The organism is Leptospira yanagawae serovar Saopaulo str. Sao Paulo = ATCC 700523 (genome assembly GCF_000332475.2).
In the GTDB taxonomy this organism is placed as follows: Bacteria; Spirochaetota; Leptospiria; order Leptospirales; family Leptospiraceae; genus Leptospira_A; species Leptospira_A yanagawae.
The window spans coordinates 1-20,000 of record NZ_AOGX02000005.1 but is presented as its reverse complement, the minus strand read 5'-3'; the positions used below and the strand labels follow the sequence as shown (position 1 = coordinate 20,000).

The 20,000-nt window shown below is 35.7% G+C and carries 12 protein-coding genes and 1 pseudogene; 6 read left to right on the top strand and 7 right to left on the bottom strand.

The window, feature by feature from the left end; genetic code table 11:
• Positions 1–45: 45 nt before the first annotated feature.
• From LEP1GSC202_RS19825 to LEP1GSC202_RS00235, 4 genes are read left to right on the top strand one after another with little or no spacing between them, the layout of a single operon-like run.
• The gene (locus tag LEP1GSC202_RS19825) at positions 46–1,620 is read left to right on the top strand and encodes a hypothetical protein (RefSeq protein WP_156825313.1); all 1,575 of its coding nucleotides are present in this window, start codon (positions 46–48) and stop codon (positions 1,618–1,620) included.
• Positions 1,503–4,514: a PglZ domain-containing protein gene (locus LEP1GSC202_RS00245; RefSeq protein WP_083929960.1), complete on the top strand. Its 3,012-nt coding sequence runs from the start codon at positions 1,503–1,505 to the stop codon at positions 4,512–4,514. The genes LEP1GSC202_RS19825 and LEP1GSC202_RS00245 overlap by 118 nt, the downstream gene beginning before the upstream one ends.
• Before the next feature lies 1 nt (position 4,515).
• Complete coding sequence (gene brxD, locus LEP1GSC202_RS00240) at positions 4,516–5,826, top strand: BREX system ATP-binding protein BrxD (protein WP_015675659.1); 1,311 nt, start codon at positions 4,516–4,518, stop codon at positions 5,824–5,826.
• A gap of 1 nt (position 5,827) precedes the next feature.
• Positions 5,828–7,939, top strand: a complete 2,112-nt coding sequence (locus tag LEP1GSC202_RS00235) for a DEAD/DEAH box helicase (RefSeq protein ID WP_015675660.1) — start codon at positions 5,828–5,830, stop codon at positions 7,937–7,939.
• Positions 7,940–7,973: 34 nt separating this feature from the next.
• Here LEP1GSC202_RS00235 and LEP1GSC202_RS00230 read toward each other — a convergent pair whose 3' ends face one another.
• The 7 genes and pseudogenes from LEP1GSC202_RS00230 to LEP1GSC202_RS00195 form a co-directional block, all read right to left on the bottom strand.
• Positions 7,974–8,597 (bottom strand): hypothetical protein, encoded by a 624-nt coding sequence (locus tag LEP1GSC202_RS00230; RefSeq protein WP_015675679.1) that lies wholly within the window; start codon positions 8,595–8,597, stop codon positions 7,974–7,976.
• Between the two features lie 463 nt (positions 8,598–9,060).
• Positions 9,061–10,196: pseudogene (locus LEP1GSC202_RS20120) on the bottom strand (IS256 family transposase).
• Positions 10,197–10,511: 315 nt separating this feature from the next.
• On the bottom strand, positions 10,512–10,838 hold the full coding sequence (locus LEP1GSC202_RS00215) for a YnfA family protein (protein ID WP_015675663.1): 327 nt from the start codon (positions 10,836–10,838) through the stop codon (positions 10,512–10,514).
• Between the two features lie 328 nt (positions 10,839–11,166).
• Positions 11,167–11,478: a hypothetical protein gene (locus LEP1GSC202_RS00210; protein WP_039927737.1), complete on the bottom strand. Its 312-nt coding sequence runs from the start codon at positions 11,476–11,478 to the stop codon at positions 11,167–11,169.
• A gap of 441 nt (positions 11,479–11,919) precedes the next feature.
• Positions 11,920–13,926: a heavy metal translocating P-type ATPase gene (locus LEP1GSC202_RS00205; RefSeq protein ID WP_015675689.1), complete on the bottom strand. Its 2,007-nt coding sequence runs from the start codon at positions 13,924–13,926 to the stop codon at positions 11,920–11,922.
• A 44-nt stretch (positions 13,927–13,970) separates the two neighbouring features.
• Positions 13,971–17,078 (bottom strand): efflux RND transporter permease subunit, encoded by a 3,108-nt coding sequence (locus LEP1GSC202_RS00200; RefSeq protein WP_015675664.1) that lies wholly within the window; start codon positions 17,076–17,078, stop codon positions 13,971–13,973.
• Positions 17,068–18,306 carry a TolC family protein gene (locus LEP1GSC202_RS00195; protein WP_015675696.1) on the bottom strand — a complete coding sequence of 413 codons (1,239 nt, stop codon included), beginning with the start codon at positions 18,304–18,306 and terminating at the stop codon, positions 17,068–17,070. Before LEP1GSC202_RS00195 ends, LEP1GSC202_RS00200 begins: the two co-directional genes overlap by 11 nt.
• Before the next feature lie 612 nt (positions 18,307–18,918).
• On the opposite strand from LEP1GSC202_RS00195, the gene LEP1GSC202_RS00185 reads away from it, so the two are divergent.
• Together LEP1GSC202_RS00185 and LEP1GSC202_RS00180 are read left to right on the top strand one after the other, a co-directional pair.
• Positions 18,919–19,185: a transposase gene (locus LEP1GSC202_RS00185; protein ID WP_015675631.1), complete on the top strand. Its 267-nt coding sequence runs from the start codon at positions 18,919–18,921 to the stop codon at positions 19,183–19,185.
• On the top strand, positions 19,182–19,946 hold the full coding sequence (locus LEP1GSC202_RS00180) for an integrase core domain-containing protein (protein WP_015675670.1): 765 nt from the start codon (positions 19,182–19,184) through the stop codon (positions 19,944–19,946). The genes LEP1GSC202_RS00185 and LEP1GSC202_RS00180 overlap by 4 nt, the downstream gene beginning before the upstream one ends.
• Positions 19,947–20,000: the final 54 nt, after the last annotated feature.

Sequence of the window (20,000 nt, the reverse complement as noted above, 5' to 3'; positions counted from 1 at the left end):
ATGGGTAAAAAATGGAGAATTTTACCCATGAAAAAGGGGAATAGAATGGAAAACGATCTCCCAATTTCCTTGGTAGTGCCTTCCGAGGACTTTGAACTCAAGGAGATCCTCATTCGAGCGGACATTGATCGAGAGGTTTTTTCGACCTTTGACAGTGAGACAGTAGAAGCGATTCAGGAAGAGGTAGGGCTTTCCGCTGGACTTTTACCACAGCTCTCCGATGCAGAGATTCATAAAATCACCCGAACCGAGACTTGTAATATTGAGCGATTAGAGGACATTCCAGAAGTGAAGTCACCTTCTTTTGGTTCGTACTTTGCGGATGTTTATCTAAATGGAACCTATAAATTTGAAGGTGGGTATGTTACCTATTCCAAAAAGAATACAAAGGAAAGGGACAAAGTATTAAATTTAGAAGGGTTATCACGAGAATTTTTGCTCCATCCCGAAACTATCGTTAAGATTCGAAGACACTTAAAACTCATACGCAAATCAGATCGAATTGAACAGTCGTTACGCCACCTTGGATTTGCTTTTGGAGTTCTCTTGGGACGATTCGATTCACAAATGGGATGTTTGGTGGATCTAGCCGATGACAAACGAAAAGAACGTAATCTAGAGAAAGATAAGTCAGCACCAAAGCCATTACAGGAAGGTGCTTACTTCACAAATCTTGGAGATCTAAGGACAACGATTTCTTCGCCAGTTAAAATTGTCGACGAAGCCATTATAGAAAAGCTCAAAGAGGTGTTAGTTTACAAACTGAGAAAAGAAAAGGCAGATGAAGTCTGGAATGAGATGGAGATAACCTTCCTTCAGGATTGTGGTGAAGTGGCAACTGATCCTAAAAAGAATTGGTCTTGGTTCTTTAGGGAGTCTTTCTTTGCACTTCATTTGTCGAAGTATGAAAACCGACCCATTTACTTTCCACTCTCATCCTCAAAGAAAAATTTTGTTTTTTATTTTAATATCCACACCTGGAATCCAGGAACCTTTTCTTTTATATTATCCGATTTTCTAAATCCAGATTTAAAGTCGATGAAGGCAAGATTAGCTAGTTTACAAGATGCAAAGATAAAGGCTTCTTCCTCCGAATCAAAACAAATCGATAAGGACATTCTCAATTTACAGAAGTATATTTTAGAATTGGAAGACTTTGTAAATACCTTGGAAGTTATCAATACAACGGGAATAGATTCCAACCAATTAGAAGCAAAAGTAAGTTATTATATGGATTTAGATGATGGAGTGATGGTCAATAGCTCCGCACTTCATCCACTCTTAGAGCCTCAATGGAAGAAACCCAAAGAGATTTGGGATGCTATATTAAAACCAAGCGGCAAAAAAGATTATGATTGGTCGCACCTTGCAATGCGTTATTTTCCTAAACGTGTATTAGCAAAATGTAAAGTAGATCCCTCTTTGGCAGTCGCTCATTCCGATTATGGAGAGCATAAGGGAAGAGATTTATTCAAAGAATTCCATTCTGAAGCTTCAAAAAAATGGGAAGAAAGGAATTCGAAAGAACCAAAAGTCAAAGAAGAGTCAGCACTCCCTGGAATGGAAAGTTTAAGCGATACCGCTACGAAGAAACCTGGAGCGAAGAAGAAAAAGAAATGAGTCTTCTATACAATGCGATTACATCTTATATCGATTTAAAAATCAATCGAGAGTGTTTGGTTTCGTGGGTTGATCCTTCGGGTACCTTTTCTAGTTATATTGATCAATTGGAAGAGGAGATCAGGCAAAATAAGAAAAAGTATCATCTCGTTCGTTTTAATGGCTCATTCTTAGAGTCAATACTCGCCTTACATAAATTGATGCAAGATGTAAAAAAGCCAGATTGCCTTGTTTATATTCCTAATATCCCGCAAGAAGAAATAGAAAAAACTCCATTTCTTGAGGTGGTTAAATCATCAGAGCAAATTCCTTTTGATGCTAGAATTGTATTAGAAAAAGTCAGCAGTGGTTATCTATCTCCCGATCAACTTAGGAAATGCATTGAGAGTCTACCTGCTAACTTTGAAAAATTAGAATCTATTCTATCAGGGGAAGATGTTGATCTTTCTATGTTTGATTCTCCACAGTCCGTGATAGAATTTACTAAGGCACTGCTTTCAGGGAAAAATACAATCCTTGATAATACTGAAAAGCACCCTAAAGGAACTCTACTTCAATTACAAAGGGGATTTGAAAAAGCATTCGGTTATATTCCGCAATTAACAGAAGATATAATCGACCAACGAACATTGAATTCCGCAAAAGAGAAAGAAGATCACAGCATCTATCGACTTCCACTAGGTGTATTTTTACTCGGAAGAGAATATGTAAATGATCTTCAAAATTATAAGCCAAGCTCCTCTCTATTAATACAATTGCAGGAGCAGGGTTTGGTTTACTTGGATACCATCAAGGATCTATTAAATTCGCTAAGAGATGAATCTCCTGAAGCTTACAAATCACTAGCTTTAGAGATAGAAGAGCAAGGTTTCTTTGGTATTGAAAAAGAAAACGTAAAGTCAAAAAATCTAGGATCAATCGATACTTTCAATTTTGAAGATTCAATACATCAAGTTGAAGTCATACGATTGATTGAAAATACATACTATAAAGAGGCGATCGCATTAGCTAAAGGAAGATATAATTCATTTTGGAAGAAGAATGACCCGAACGTCTCCCAATTTTGGGATTGGATTGACGTAGCTTTGAATATTGCGATATCTATCCAACAGACATCGAAAAAATTTCAAAACGCAAGAACACTTCAGAATGTATTAGATGAGTATTCTTCTGAGTTGTATAAAATCGATCGTGAATATCGGTATTTCAGTAAATTGACAGAGATATTGATGCATTCCTCGAATCAAAAGTATTTGAAAATTTCGCTCATTCGAAAACAAATCTGGGATGATTACTCGGAATGGATCAATAGTACAAATAATCATTATCAGAGTATATGTGAGAAAAATGGGTTTCTGCCATCTCAGTCCCAACATCTACAAAGGTTCTATTTTCAAAACCATTTAAAGCCATTAGTAGATGCAGGTAAAACGGCTGTTTTTTTTGTAGATGCGATGAGGTATGAAATCGGTGAATTGTTAAAAACAAAACTTGAAGAATTCACTCTGAAACCAACAATCGAGCCGATCTTTGCTGAATTACCTACAATAACTTCTGTTGGTATGAATGTCATTGTTCCTACGGAAGTGAATGGTGAGTTGGAGCCAATCATTGATAAGGATGAGAGGTCAATCAAAGGATTCAGGACAGGGAATCGGAGTGTAAGATCGATAGAAGATCGTAGATTGATCTTAAAAGAGATTAGTAAAAGACAAGTCGAATGGGTCGATTTGGAAGTCTTCCATCGAAATTTTAAGCAAAACGAAGCGAAAGCTAAGTCTTCGGATTTGTATGTAGTTCATTCCCTTGTCATAGACTCGGCAGGAGAGAACGGGTTTTTGGAACAAGGCTTTGATTTTTTTGAAGAAACTATTTCTAAGATAAAAATTGCTATTGATCGACTAAGAGAGATTGGATTCGAGAATTTTTCTATTGTATCTGATCATGGTTTTATTCAATACGACACAGCATCAGAGCAAGCACGCTCAACAGTATCGATTCCTTCCAACTTCAGGGGAGCTAGGCGATATGTTTTACAGGAGGATAGAATAATTTCCCCAACTTATTCGAGAATTGAAATGTCGAGCTTACGATACAAAGGATCGTCGCTAGATCTTGTTTTCTTAAGAGAGCCAAAAATATTTAAAAACGCTCCGTCAAATAAAGGTTTCTTCCACGGTGGGAATTCGATGCAAGAGAGAATTATCCCTGTTATCACATTGAAGAGTGAAAAGAAGAAAGGTGAGATACCAAATGATATTTCGTATGAAATAACTGCAGAACTTTTCTTGGGCAATGGCAAACATCGAATTGAATTATACTTAAATACAAAAAATGAGAATATCTTATTCAAAATGGAGCAGGAATTGATAGTTGAATTGGACTCGGTGGATAATGCTCGGTTGAAAATTTTGACTTCTGATGCGATTAAATTTGATAGTAATAGTATCATCGTGAAGCCAAATTCAAAAGTAAATGTCGAATTTGAGATTGTTACTTCTAATAAAATTTATCAGGAAAAAGCTTCTGTAAGAATTTGGAGTCCATCTTTAAATTCTAAACTAAAACAATGGATTTCATTTGTAAAGGTTCCGCTTTTCAGCGTTGACCAGTTAGTTGAAGTATCAATGGAGGAAAAGTATTCAAGTATTGATATAAATCTTTCGCACGATGCAGATGAGGATGTTTTAATCATTCTGAATGCTCTTATAAAGCAACCTAGCAAACTTATTACAGAAGAGGGAATCAAGAGAATTTATGGCGATCCAAGGAAGTCTGCAAGAGCTGTTAGAATTTTATCTAATTTCCTTCAAAATAGATCAAACGAACTAGACTTCACTGTCTCTATTGATCATGGGACAGAAGGGAAAATTTTTAAGATAGGCAAGAAATAATATGAAAACCGATACAACGACAATGATATTTGAACAACTTAGGAAAGGCACCGTACCTGACGAAGGTCACGGAGCTTTTGCAGTTGGTATCGAACCAGTAATCAATGAATTGTTGCGTAATTTAGAATCGGTATCAAATGGAGAGAAGAAAGGGAATATTAAATTCCTTCGTGGAAATTATGGATGTGGTAAAACATTCGTTGCGAAATATACTCTCTCTTTGGCAAGAGAAAAAGGCTTCGTAACGTCCTTCGTCGTCATTTCGCCCAATGATACACAGTTCCATAATTTTCAGGTAGTGTATCACAAAATTTGTCAAAATTTACATTCAAATTCTGCAAAATCCGTAGGAGTCATTGCAGATGCCTTAGATCGATGGTTTGGCTTGATTGAAGATTCCTTGATCAACATAGAGAATCTAAGTTACGATGATCCAAAGTTTGATGATGCGGTGATCAATCGATTTGAAACAGAACTAGTTAGCTTACTGAAAGATGACGTCTCTCAAGATTTTCTTTCTGTCATTCGAGCCTACTTTATTGCCAAACAAGAAGGGGATGTTGCAAAATCTGGTCAGTTACTGTCCTGGTTATCGGGGAGTCCAAATGTCAGTGCACAGGCGAAGAAATCAGCAGGTATCAAAGGCGAGATTGATTCTAAGACTGCTCTGACATACTTAAAAGGAATCTTAAGTATTTTGAATAGTGCAGGTTATAAAGGTCTTATGATTGTTCTGGATGAGATGGAAACAATTCTTCGAGAACGCAGAGATGTTCGAGAGAAATCGATGACTGGCTTACGTCAAATCACAGACGCCGTTGAAGGATTTCGAGGTTCATTATGGGTGTTCACTGGGACAGAAGAATTCTTTGACTCTCCAAAAGGAGTGAAAGGATTACAGCCATTACATGACCGAATTGGTTTTCAGCGGGTAGGTGAATTTGTTAGTTTAAAGCAGGCACAGTTAGAATTGAAGCCAATGAACCATGAACGTTTGTTAAACGTATCGATTCGATTGCGAGATCTCTATAATCCTTCAGAGAATAAGGATAGACTGAACCAAGTCGTCGATAAGGATTTTTTGGAAAAATTTGTGAACCTATTTACGGACGGTTTTAAAGGTCAATTAGGTGTAGTCCCTCGTATTTATATCCGAAGTTTGATCAATATTTTCGACTTAGTAGTTGAAAATGAAGATTTTGATCCAAAGAAAGAGCTAAAATTGCCTGATGATGCGAAAGAAGAATTAGCAAAGGCTTCGAGAATTGCAGATGATGTAGAAGAGTCTCCTTACGCAGAGGTTTCGTTCTAAAGTGAGCACCTTTTCCCGATTCCATCCAAGATTACAGCAACAGATAGTGAATGTTCTTGGCTGGGCATCATTGAGACCAGTTCAAGAAATGGCTGGTGATGCCATTCTCAGTGGAAGTAATTGTGTTGTACTCGCTCCAACCGCAGGAGGAAAAACAGAGTCTTCCTTTTTTCCTGTTATATCAGAAATTCTCCAATATCCAAAATCAGGCGTAAGAGCTATTTATATTTCGCCACTGAAGGCACTTCTCAATAATCAGGAAGAAAGAATTGATCAGTATACTAAAATGGTTGGGATTTCTTCATTCAAATGGCATGGCGATGTGAACCAAGCAGGAAGAAAATCCTTTCTCAAAGAGAATGCTGAGATTCTCATGACCACTCCTGAATCTTTAGAAGCAATGCTTGTTTCCACGAAATTCCCAAGTGATATTGTGTTCAAACATTTGGATTTTGTGATCATAGATGAAATTCATGCTCTTGCTTCAGTCGATCGGGGATCTCAATTAATTTCCATATTAGAAAGAATTAAATACAAAAATCAGAATGATTTTATCCGCATCGGTTTGTCAGCAACAGTGGGTAATCCTAAAGAAATCTTGGATTGGATGCAAGGGAGTTCCAAAAGAGAAAAGTCACTAATAGATCCCCCAAAACAACCTAGCAATAAACGTTTATACATATACTTTAACGAAGAATTGCCTCATTTAATTTCCGAGGCTACCAAACTAACTAAATCAGGAAAAAGTTTAATTTTCTGCGATTCAAGATCGATGGCTGAAATTTTCGGAACAAAACTATCCGAAGCAGGTGTCGATTCTTATGTACATCATTCATCATTATCTTTAGAAGAAAGAGAAAGAGCAGAATTAAAATTTGCTAAAGGTTTAAATTCTTGTATAGTTGCCACTTCAACTATGGAATTAGGAATTGATGTTGGTGATCTAGATCGGGTTTTGCAGGCGGAAACACCTAATAGCGTTGCTTCATTTTTACAGAGAATTGGACGGACTGGTCGTAGATCAGGCTCAATTGCGAATATGACTTTTCTCATCCAAAAAGAAGAGAGTCTATTACAGGCGATCTCATTAATTGAAAATACGAAAGTGCATTGGGTAGAAGATGTTCGATTTTCCAACAGAATGTGGCACTTGTTAATACAACAAATCATGGCTATACTTTTGGAATATGGGGGTATAAAGCCATCAACCTTACGTGAGTTAGTTAAATTGTCATATCCCTTCTCTGGAATTACCTCCACTGAATATGAAGAGTTTATCTCGTATCTAATCGAAAAAGATTTCATATTTCATGCTGATGGATTGTTCTCAATCGGAATGAAAGCTGAGGAAGAGTTTGGAAGAAGAAATTTCATGAAGATTCTTTCCGTCTTTCAATCTCCAGTCGAGTTTAACGTATACACAATGGCAGAACGTCACATTGGAACTATCCAGCGAGAATTTGTAGAAAAATTGGAACCTGATGAAAGTAGCTTTATGCTAGGTGGTAAACCCTGGTTACTCAAGTTTATCGATTGGAGTGGGTTGAGAGTCTATGTAGAATCAGCTCTAGCGGGGTTCAAAACCAAGTGGAGTGGGTTTCTCCCACGTTTATTGCAGTACGAGGTAGCTAGAAAAATGAGGGAAATCATTTTAAGTGATGAAGATTTCCCTTATCTAGATCCTTCGGCAAAAGAACAATTGAGTTCATTGAGAGAGACCACTCGCCTATTGATAAGTGGGGAAGAGCCAATTATATATCATGATGGGCAAGATATCATTCTCTACACATATGCAGGTGGATATGTAAACTTCACCTTAAAATTTGCTCTTATGAATGAATTCAATTGCGAAGTCATTACTTCCAATGAAGAAATCAAAATAAAAAGACAAAACATAACTATCGATAATCTTTTAGAATACTTACAAAAATTCAGAAATCCAAATTATTGGGAAACAGACGATCTGCGAGAGAAACTTTCAAAAAAGTTTCCGAATTATCGGATCTCAAAATTTCAGGACTACTTGCCTGAGAAATTTTCCAAGGAAATTCTAGGTCAGATATTGTTGGATGTTCCGAGCACGATTCGATATTTGAATGAGGTGCTGGGGTAGTAATTGGATTTCCATCAGTTAATTTTGATAAAGATTATAAATTTATGTTTCTTGTAATGTCTGTGTAAAATGACCCACCTAAATCAAATTTTGAGGATGAATGTTCCACAAGTAACGAACCATCTTCTTTTCCAACATTAATCATCAGTAGTCCATCAGGTAATCTTGTTTTGGTAAAATATCTTTTCCATATCAAAAGAGCTTCTTCTTCGCATATGTTTCGTAGCTTTGAACTAAGGTCGTTTAATATATTCAATGCTTCAGAATTTAGTTTGAAGATGCTTATACCAAAGATAGTTTGCCCGTCCTTTGTATTCGCAATGACTTCATTCATTGGAATAAATTCATTTGTTTTGGCAGAAATATCAAAATCTAAATCAGTATGTGCACTAAATTTATCTCTCAATTTAATGATTTTGTAATGAAATTCGCGATATGCTTCAGGTATATATTTCTCTTCTAGTCTAATTTCCATTCTTTGCTTAAATGGTTTCGCATAAATAGTATACAAGCTGATTACCAAATGATCATAAATTTTATTTGAACAATCATACTGATTTTTTTGAAAATATTCACACAAGTCTTGAACCATTTTGAAATGAGTCATACTCGATATGTATTTAAAAAAAGCTATCCGCTCTTCATACGCTACTATCATTGGGCTTTCCTTAAGTCTATTATTTCAATCTATGATATAATCAAAATTTCAATTGGAATCCAGAAATAATTATCTCTAATAAAAGAAAATTGTTGCAAAATAAGAATAAAACACTATTTTCAGTAGCGTTTGAACTAGTATTTTATCATGCTTTTTGTAAAGTATGTACCAGGACAAAACTGTAAAGGATGTACGAGTACACTCAAATCATATAACGCAGGTTATGCGACATAATAACTATTCTGGGAAGTTGCATATTTCTCCATAATTACAGGTAATCGAAATCTAGATAAGAAAACGAATACTCATGTTCAGGTAATGACCATGAAGCTCACGTTATTGGAACGTTCTATGATGATTAAAGTGTTCAAAGAGAAGTACCTTTGGGCTTCAAAAAATGAAAAAAGTCTGCGGTAGTGTGCAGAATCTTTCGCAAAATTAAAATTAAGCTCTCGAAATTTAATTATTCTAGTCTACTTACGTCAAGATATTTTTTGTTACCCCATTAAGAAATAGCAATATGGTGTAATCTTGCCTTGACGAGCATTAGAGCAGCTCTCCATCTGGGGATTATCCAATGACTCTTGTTCGACGTCGAATTCCTTCATAATTCGTTCTAGAGGATAGTTTGTACGTATCCTTGTCCAATGTGTTCTAGGATAATTCATATCGTAACGAGTCTCCAATATTCTTTTTTCAATAATATCAGCCACCGAGTTGTATTTCATTGATCTCAATTTTTCAATGACTAATTTAGATTTGCCGATGGCTACTTGGCTATCTTCTTGATAATGAATAGCCTTTAACATTGCAACAGTTTCCCGCATGAAACTAGTTTGAACTTTAGCAAAAACATTTCTAAAATTTGTACCATACATCTTTGCCAATCAGTTTCAGGAAAAAAGTCAGGGATTGATTCAACTAGTCCTAGGCATTTGTCAGAATTGATTAACTTTACGCCTGTCAGTCCTCTTTCTTTTAAATGCCTTAGAAATCCATACCAGGCTTCCTTATCTTCATTGGCTCCTTCCATTGATCCCAAAACCTCTCTAAAGCTTTCAAAATTGACGCCTATAGCAATTTATATGGAAATCTTTCGGACTTCACCACCCCAGATTTTCTTCAGATATATCCCATCGAGATAGACGTATGGATACTTATCTTCTAGCTTGCGATTTCTCCATTCTTCAATCTGGGAGTATACTTTTTTGTTTAGGTTACTAATTGTTCATGGGGAAACTCTTGTGCCCCAAAACTATTCTAAAACATTTTCGATGCGTCTTACCGATACTCCAGCCAGATACAATTCGATCAAAGCTTCTGCAATAGAACTTTCCCGACGTTTGTATCTTTCTATGATTTTGGTTTCAAATTGAATTCTTTTCAGCTTTGGAATTTTTAATTTAACTTTGCCTGACTTTGTTTCGAAATTTCTTGTATGGCTTCCTAACCTATGACCTTCACGATTTTCTGCTTCATGTCTAAGAGTTTATTCAATGTTTGTTCGACTGTTTCCCTTACAAGTCCAGTAAGCTCTGTCCTTATCTTTTCTTCATTGACGGAAATTATTTTCTCATTTACTTTGTCTTCTGTATGCATACTGGTTTTCCTGTTAGTTGTTCTTTTTCCAATAAACTTATCGGCTGGCAGAATAACTTTTTACTCTTTGTGAAAGAATTCTGACGTTACATAAGCTAATGCATATTAGTATAACAAAGAATTTAAAAATCGAGAACTTTGACCAAATCTAGTTACTTCCATATTACCAAAAGTACCTATCTTGATATTGCTAATATAAATTAGGAATTTATTCTGTGTAAAATTATTTGAGCGACTAATTATATTAAAGAATTAAAATCAAAACATAGATTAGAAATGTATCTCAATCACTTCAATATGAAGTTAAATCAAATTTTACCTAGGAGCATAATAGATAATCCCTACACCAACCAGGGCAACAAATGCCCCGATGAGATCGAATCTGTCAGGAATATAACTATCAAATTTCATAGCCCATAATAAGGACATTGCGATAAAGACTCCACCGTAAGTAGCATAAGTTCGTGCAAAATTAGCAGGTTGAAAGGTGGCTACAATTCCATACATTCCTAATAAAATAAAACCTGCGAAGCCAAGCCAAGGCGATTTGTTTTCTTTAAGCCAGAGCCAAACGAGATAACCTCCTCCAATTTCACATAGTCCAGCTAGAATGAAGATAGATGCTGTTTTTAAGATCATCATTTGCTTTTCCAGTTAACACGAAAGACAAGAAGGGATTTTTTTATCAAATTTGCAACATTCATTATAAGTAGATTTAACGGATACTAGTTTTTTTTATTTGTTTTAGTCTTTTCATTTCAGAATCAATTATATTTAATTTTACAACAACATTATTTTTTAAGCTTTCGCATTGTAATTTCTTTTCCAGAGAATCAGCCGATAACTTTTTAATTTCTTCACGAGAAAAGGATAGTCTTCGTACCACCTTTACTAAAAGTAACTGTTCTAATACATCGGAAGAATATTTTTATCCTTTTTTTATAAGTTCTCTATTGACAGTGGAGTATAATCAATCGTTTAGAATGAGGTAAAAATTCAATAAATGGAAAATTGGAATAATGACCTTAGAAAATAGACTTTTAGCTTTAATTAAATAATTCGGAATTTTAAGAATAGGTTTACGTGGGTTTTGTTGCCTTGCTCCAGTATTTTTTGCATTACTAGGAATATCCTCATTAACCTGGCTATTTTTGTTATCAGAATAAATTGGAATACTTAGAATTCTGATTTCTTTGCTTTTGCTAGGTGCTTGGGTATTCAAACGGAAATTAGGTAAATCTTGTTCAGTTGACTGTTCCTGTAAGCCTGAAGCGAAAACCAATTTATTTCAAAAAACTGTCAAAATAAAAACAGACCTTTCCCTGCCAGTTTCCTATATCCTTATACTTCGGAAGACTTGAATTCAAAGAAGGAGAATGAATAGAAAACAATCAAAGATAACTTCGAGGATGTAATAGAATTGAAGAATAGCTACTCCTTTTCCTTTATAAATGTGGATATTCATTCAAAGGATTTAATAAATACCATTCTTATGGAAAAAAGATTTTGTCCATTTTTAAGCTTCCACCTCCGATTTCCTTATAAAAATGAACTTATGTTTTTGGATATTTTTGGTGAAGAAGATGCAAAAGAATTTATAAAAGTGGAAATGGTTCTATGATCTGATCTGAGAAGGTAATCTACAATTTTTCAATCATTGTTAATTTGAAATCTCTCTCCTGATTAAGAAAGAGAGAGATATATACGTTAAAGAGTTATTTGTTTAAAACTTTTTCATTTGCATTCTAATCGAATTCAAAATAGCTAGAAATGCAACCCCGACATCTGCGAAAACAGCTTCCCACATTGTTGCCAGTCCACCTGCACCTAAGATCAGTACAATACCTTTTACCACAAAAGCCAGAATGATATTTTGCCAAACAATCAGTCTTGTCTGCTTCCCGATATTGATTGCCAGAGGTATTTTACTTGGTTTGTCGTCTTGTATTACTACATCAGCAGTTTCAATTGTGGCATCACTTCCTAAACCACCCATCGCAATACCCACGTCACTTAACGCTACAACAGGTGCATCATTAACCCCGTCTCCGACAAAAGCCACGGTTTCTCCTTTCGATTTGATTTCCTTTATCTTGTTGACTTTATCTTCGGGAAGCAAATCCCCAAAAGCACTCTGTATGCCTAGTTTTTCTGCAACAAATTTTACTATCGTACTTTTATCGCCACTTAGCATTGTTGATTTTACACCAAGCAAATTTAACTTATCAATTGTGATTTGAGCATCTTCTTTTATGCGATCAGCAATGGTAATATAACCGATAAACTCTTTATCGTAAGCGACCGCAATGACCGTATAAACAATATTCTTCGGATCAATGTCGTAAACGATGGCAAATTTATCCATCAGCTTAAAATTCCCGACTAATAACTGCTTTCCATCTACCTCAGCTTTTAACCCATATCCAGGGATTTCCTCTACACTCTGTAAGAAAATCTCATCACTTACTGAGTCAACAAAGTCGACGATAGCAGTTGCTACTGGATGACTACTATGACTTTCCAGAGCTTTTACCATTTTTAGAATTTCAATTTGGTTAAATCCTGGATTAAAAACAACTTCCTGAACTTTAAAAACTCCCTCTGTCATCGTCCCAGTTTTATCCATTACTAAGTTTTGAATGCTAGCAAGAGCATCTAAAAAATTACTACCTTTGAACAAGATACCGTTTCGACTAGCTGCACCAATGCCACCGAAGTAACCCAAAGGAATGCTTATCACTAATGCACAAGGGCAAGAAATAACTAGAAACACCAAAGACCGATACAACCAATCGTTAAATTGATAATCTGATATAAAAAAATAAGGGAGCAAACATGTTGCTATAGCTAACAGAACAACAATAGGTGTATAAATCTTTGCGAATTTCCTAATAAGTAATTCTGTAGGTGCTTTCCTAGAAGTAGCGTTTTGTACCAACTCCAAGATCTTACTAAGTTTACTATCAGTATATGACGCGGTTACTTTTACTTGGGCAACTGTATTAAGGTTAATCATACCCGCCAATACGGTATCACCTTTTGTTTTAGTATCGGGTTTACTTTCACCAGTTAAAGCTGCTGTGTTGAACGATGTTATTTCTGACAATAATATACCATCAAGTCCAAGCTTTTCTCCAGGTTTAAGTTGTATAATCTCATCAATAGTAACACTTTCTGCTTTTACTGTTTGTTGTAGATTATTTCTTAACACCGTAACTTCATCAGGTCTTTGATCAAGTAAAGACTTGATGCTAGACTTCGCCCTTTTTACTGCTATGTTTTGAAAAATCTCCCCAATGGCATAAAATAACATGACTGCAACACCTTCTGGATATTCGCCTATGGCAAATGCTCCGATCGTAGCAATACTCATTAAGAAGAACTCAGAAAAAATTTCTCCTTTTCCAATATTAATGCCAGCTTCTTTCAATACAGGCAAGCCAACAGGAGTATAAGAAAGTAGATACCAAAGAATCCTAACCCAACCTTTAAACCATTCTGGCTTTAATACATTATCGAAAAAAATAGCACCGAGTAATAACACTAGAGAGATGATACTCGGCAAAAATATTTTTATCGGATGACTATGATCATGCTCATTATCCTCACCATGTTCATGATTATCCGTTTCGTTTTTCAATCTTTTTGTATCTACTTTAGAGTATTCGTTTTCGTCTTCTGCGCAACAAAGAGACTTAACCGGAGCTTTCTGAATATATTTATCTTTCATGATCAATTTCCTCACCTATAATCGCAAAATAATTCGCATTCTGTTTAATCTTCCTCAAGCCATTCGTAAAACACGGGAAGTAGGAATAACGTTAACAAGGTGGAGGAAACAAGCCCACCTATGACTACAGTTGCCAACGGCATTTGCACTTCCGCACCTAATCCTTCACCGATTGCCATAGGAATAAATCCTAAAGATGCAACCAAGGCTGTCATTAATACAGGTCTTAGTCTCGATACAGCAGCTTCTTGGACAGCTTCCTTAAGAGACATTCCTCTCTTACGTAACTGATTTATATTATGTATTTTTACAACTCCATTGAGTATGGCAATGCCAGATAAGGCGATAAATCCAATGGCTGCTGAAATGCTAAAGTTCATTCCTCTTAAATAAAGAGCGAAGATACCTCCTGTCGTTGCAAAGGGTATACTTAAATAAACCAAAATCGCTTGTTTATAACTATTTAAACTTTTGAGTAAAAGAAAAAATATAGCGAACAAAGTAACGGGAACAACGATCGCAAGTTTTGACTTTGCTTTCTCTAAGTTTTTAAATTGCCCTCCCCAAAAAACCTGATAATTATTTGGAATACTAAGGTTTGAATTAATTTTCTCCTTTGCTTCTTTAACAAAACTCTCCATATCACGATTTTCCAAATTAATAGAAATCGCAGCATAACGCCTACCGTTACTCCGAGAAATAGTCATTACTTTTTTTTCCAAAGTATAATTAGAAACCTCACGCATAGAAATAGCACCCAAATCCAGAGTTCCTATCGGCAATTGGCTTAAATCGGAAAGAGACTCACGGTATTCTTCCGCAAGCTTCACAACAATAGGAAATTTTTTATCGTTTTCATAGTAGTTGCCAACACTTCTACCACTTAGGTATGCATTATATGTATTGTTGAAATCTTGAATGGTGATACCGTATCGAAGGATACGATCATAATCAGGCTTAAAATCCAAAACTTTGCCATGCCTTAGTGCTAAAATAGGATCAAGTTCAACATCACCAACTCCATCGATTGATTTCAAATTCTCTTCAGCAGCGTTTTGAAGTAAAATTAATGTCTCTAAATCGTTTCCTAAAATACGAAATGTAATATCAGCACGACTACCTTCCAATAACTCGTTGAATCTTGCTTCTACAGGTTGTCCAATGGATATTTCATCCTCAGGAAATTCATCATTTAAGCGAACCCTTAACCTTTCTATAAATTCATTCCAGTTCTTTTCTCGAATCAAAGAATCGATAGAGTCCTTTTTAAGGATAACAAAAGTATCCGACATATAAATTCCCATTGGATCATTAGCAACTTCGGTAGTTCCAGTTCTTGAAAATACATACTCAACTTCTTTAAATCCACGCAAAAAAGTCTCCATTTTCTTCTGCATTTCGGTGGATTTGGATAAACTGATATTACTATCCCGAACAACAGTAATCATCATATCTCCCTCTTTCAATTGAGGAATAAAATCTCCACCTAATCTAAAGAACATTAAGCAAGAAACACAGAACAAAGAAACTGCAATTAATAAAGCAAATCGCCTCTGTTTAAATCCGAAAAGTAGGATAGGAACATATAAATTCTTAATTTTAACGAACCTGCCGTTCTTTTTAGATTTTTGGATATATCCTTTCACTATGAACAAACATAACGTTGGAATAACGAGTAATGTGATTAAATAACTACCGCCAAGTGCTAACAATACTGCCTCTGCCATAGGACGAAACATCTTCCCTTCCACTCCATCCAAAGTTAGAATCGGGACGTACACAGTTGCTACAATAATGATACCAGATGTCACAGGTGCCAAAATTTCCCTAGAAGCTTCCAACACAAATTTTATTGGATCAGAAACGGGACTATCACCTAACTCTTCTCTCTTCGCAAGCACATTCTCGACCATAACGATCGCGGCATCAACGAGTAACCCAAAATCAATTGCACCTAGGCTCATTAAATTTGCAGATATGTTAAAATAATACATCCCTATTGCGGTAAACAACATAGAAAGAGGAATGATGATTGCTACAAAAATGGATGCCCTGAAATTTCCCAGAGCCAGAAAAAGAATCAATACAACAAGTAGTGCACCTTCCGTTAAATTTTTAAATATCGTTGCAATCGTAGCATTCACAAGAAAACTTCTTTCGCTTAATATGTTGATCTCTACATCTTCGGGTAATTGGATCTTATCCAAAAAGTCTTTCAATTCACTTACAGTTTCCCTGCTATTCGATCCCATCAACATCATCACTGTCCCAAGAACGATTTCTTTTCCGTTATGCGTTGCTGATCCTAACCTCTGCATTCCATGAACTCTTACGACGGCGACATCACCTACTCGAACTAAATTACCTAAACCATTCTGACGGATTGGAATTTTTTTCAATTCTTCTAATTTCAATCCACTTCCGAAAGATCTGGCGATGATCATTTCATCGTTTTTCTCTATATAACCACCGCCAAAATTATCTCCAACGGAATCAAGAGCATTAACGATCTCATTAATACTAATACTTTGTGCTTTTAACTTATTTGGGATTAAGTCAATATGTATTTCTTGTGCATACCCTCCTATTGTATCCACTTCAGCAATGTTCTTCACATTAGATCTGATTTGATTTCTTATACTTAAATCTTGTATCGTTCGGAGATACGTCAGTTTTTCTGATTCATCTAACATATCTAACTTAGAGCCAGATTTTGCAGTAACAGAATACATCAATATCTCGCCAAGCCCTGTAGTAATAGGTGTTAATTCAGGCATAGCCCAAGGTGGGATTCTATCTTTTACATTCTGAAGTCGTTCCATTACGATTTGTCTCGCACGATAGACGTCAGTCCCATCTTCAAATGTCAAAACCACATTAGATAATCCGAACTTGGACAAAGATCTTATATCTACCACACCAGGAATTCCCGATAACTCCGTTTCGATAAAGAAAGTTATTGTCTTTTCTACCAGTTCTGGGTCTAAGGAACCTGATTTCGTATTCACTTCGACGATTACATTGGAAATATCTGGCAATGCATCAAGTGAAACCCTCGACAAAGAATACAATCCGAGAGAAATCAAAAGGCACGAAAAAATGACTACAAAACTTCTATTCTTGAGCGAATACTCTAATATTTTACTTAACATTGATGGCTCCTTCAAAATCAGGATTATTAGTTAGAAACAAAATCTCGGTAATGTTGTCTACAAACTGCATTTGATAGTCGTATATAGCTTCATGAGTCTCATGAAGTTGTGTTTCAAGTTCCAAATAATTAATTAGGCTGATACGACCTTTGATAAATTCATTATCCGCATAACTTAGTTTTTGTTCTATGGAAGATACTAGAGAAATGGAAAATTTATCTAAGGATTTGTTAATGGAATCGTATTCTATTAAGCTGGAGTTTAGCCTGGTCGTTAAGATTCTTATTTGATGATTGAGAAGATAGTTCTCAGATAAGGTTCTAGCTTGCATACTCTTAACAACATCCTCGTTAGTGTCCAACGACGGTATAGCAAACGAGACACCTAAGTCAAAGAATCTATTGGCAACCCCAGACTTATCTTCCCCAACCGAACCTTGCAGTTTAAAATCTGAATACTTATCTAATCTTGCAAGTTCTACTTCTTCCTTTGCTTGTTGGATTCTGCTCTGAGATTGTTTTAATACAGGATTCTTACTGATCATTGCTGACAAAAGATCACTTTTAGATAGAGGTTTACCTTTCTGAAGCCAAGGAGATCGAATTGAAATTTCCTTTTCAAATCCTAAGAAAAAATTCAGCTTCTCCCATTCTACCGATCTATTTTTCTCAAGAACAATCAGGTGCTTTTGAAGGGTTAACAAACGATTTTGTACAAGATACAACTCAACTTTTGTTTCAGGAGAAACGAAAACTTTCTTCTCGATAAAGGATTCAATTTGAGAGACTCGCTTGATCCTATCCTGAATGTGAGAAGCCTTTTCTGAAGCGATTAAGTAGGAGTATACCAACTTAATCACACTGAATCTATATTCTAACTTTCTTTGTTCTAGCTCTGCTAAAAGGGACTTTTCATTTGCTTCGGCAATTTTGATTCGCAAGTCTCTCTTTCCTGGATAGTAGAAGTCTTGGCTTAAACCCAATGCGTATTCGGGACCAGATTCATTACTTGCCCGTCTTCTACCGTAATCCAAAGAAATGTTCGGGTTCTTATATTTTCCCGCTTTTTGTTTTAAATTTTCAGCTTCTTCTACTTTCGCCTGTCCAGAGAGGATTAAATCCGCTTTGGATTCGGCAATACTCAGTATCTGATCAAGAGAAAAAGACTGAGAATATAGTGGTACCGTCAAGACGAAGCTGAACGCAAACGCATTCCTTAATAATAACATATTTTACTCCAATATAATATAAAGCGAAGAAAGAAGTGGGCTTTATATCAGATTTGAAGCTTTGTTTGAGTTAGTTGTTGGGAAAAATAAAGATCTGAAAATACCAACTCAGGATTTTGGTATTCTAGATGGTCAATTAATGAGATTGAAATTTCAGAAATAAAGGATACGGAAAAAACGATAAAAACAGGTTTGAAATACTTAGTCGATTCGAAGATAGAATAATCTTTCTGACAAAAACAATCTTCGAAGCTATGGCTTTTTCCATCACAGGGGGCTTCCGAATTTTGATGTTCCTGATCGATTACTTTGGAAATAAACTCATCATTTAAGCACTGAATATCAAATGTCTCAAGGAAATTACAGAATACAGAGATAGATATTCCGAATAACAATATAGATGTGAATATTTTTCTTAACATTCTTTTAAGCCAACATAATACAAGGAGACGATCTAACTTTCCAAAACATAACTAGATTTACAAGAAAATTTATTACCTAAATGCAACAGGCTATCAACATCCCAAAAAAAAATTAAAGATCTCTGACCTGCTCCCCAAAAACTGCACCGATATTTAAGTTAGTTTTCTCCGATATTAAGGAGAGAGCATTATGGCAAGAAAGAAGATAGAAGAAAGCGAGATTTTTCGGATATTAAAGGAAGCAGAAACAGGTATTCCAATCAAGGAACTTTCACGAAAATACGGAATCACTGAACAAACATTTTATCGCTGGCGTAACAAGTATGGAGGAATGGAGCTTAGCGAAATCAAGAAGATGAAGGCACTCGAGCAGGAAAATTCAAATCTCAAAAGATTGGTAGCTGACATGGCTCTCGAAATCCAAGCAATTAAGAATGTTTTGGGAAAAAAGTTTTGAGCAGATCAACGAAGGAGAGAGCAGTTGATCTGCTAGTTGAAGAGGGACTTTCTCTAAACAGAAGCCTAGATGTTGTTCTTCTTCCTAAATCAAGTTATTATTATCAGCCGAAAGCTATTGATGAAGAGACAATGAACGAAATTCGAAGACTTGCTTTTCGATGGAAACGGGAAGGCTATCGACGAATTTACCGAAGGTTAAGAAGGTCGGGTAGGACAATCAATCATAAGAAAGTATATCGACTATATTGCTTAGAAGGGCTTAAAATAAGGACAAAACCGAAGCGAAAGAAAAGAAATGCATCATCACAGCAACTACCATTGCCTAAGAATTCAAACGAAGTTTGGTCAATGGACTTTGTTTTCGAACGGACGATTGATGGAAGAAAGCAAAGAATTTTAACGGTATTGATGTATTTAACAAGAGAGAATACCATACTTCAGGCAGAGTTTACTTTTTCGTCAGAAAAGTTGATCAGATATTTAAACACCCTCGAAAGACTTCCAAGAGCATTTGTTTTGGATAATGGAACAGAATTTACATCCAAAGACTTCCAGAAATGGGCAGAAGATAAGGGGATAGAAATTCACTTTATTGAAAAAGGAAAACCAACACAAAATGCATTTATAGAAAGTTTCAATGGTAAACTTAGAGATGAGTGTTTGAATCTACACTACTTTAAAAATCAAAGAGAGTTAACCGACGCCTCTAGTGAATTTTCCAAAAGGAATACAACGACGAGCGTCTTCACTCTTCATTGAATTACTTGACTCCTTCAGAGTTTAAGCGATCTTATGGTTGAAATGTTTAGAGAA

What these genes read in the sequence shown, in the direction of transcription:
- LEP1GSC202_RS19825 (WP_156825313.1), top strand. Translation starts at nt 46, where the DNA reads ATGGAAAACGATCTCCCAATTTCCTTGGTAGTGCCTTCCGAGGACTTT.
- LEP1GSC202_RS00245 (WP_083929960.1), top strand. Translation starts at nt 1,503, where the DNA reads ATGGGAAGAAAGGAATTCGAAAGAACCAAAAGTCAAAGAAGAGTCAGC.
- brxD (WP_015675659.1), top strand. Translation starts at nt 4,516, where the DNA reads ATGAAAACCGATACAACGACAATGATATTTGAACAACTTAGGAAAGGC.
- LEP1GSC202_RS00230 (WP_015675679.1), bottom strand. Translation starts at nt 8,597, where the DNA reads ATGATAGTAGCGTATGAAGAGCGGATAGCTTTTTTTAAATACATATCG.
- LEP1GSC202_RS00215 (WP_015675663.1), bottom strand. Translation starts at nt 10,838, where the DNA reads ATGATGATCTTAAAAACAGCATCTATCTTCATTCTAGCTGGACTATGT.
- LEP1GSC202_RS00205 (WP_015675689.1), bottom strand. Translation starts at nt 13,926, where the DNA reads ATGAAAGATAAATATATTCAGAAAGCTCCGGTTAAGTCTCTTTGTTGC.
- LEP1GSC202_RS00200 (WP_015675664.1), bottom strand. Translation starts at nt 17,078, where the DNA reads ATGTTAAGTAAAATATTAGAGTATTCGCTCAAGAATAGAAGTTTTGTA.
- LEP1GSC202_RS00195 (WP_015675696.1), bottom strand. Translation starts at nt 18,306, where the DNA reads ATGTTATTATTAAGGAATGCGTTTGCGTTCAGCTTCGTCTTGACGGTA.
- LEP1GSC202_RS00185 (WP_015675631.1), top strand. Translation starts at nt 18,919, where the DNA reads ATGGCAAGAAAGAAGATAGAAGAAAGCGAGATTTTTCGGATATTAAAG.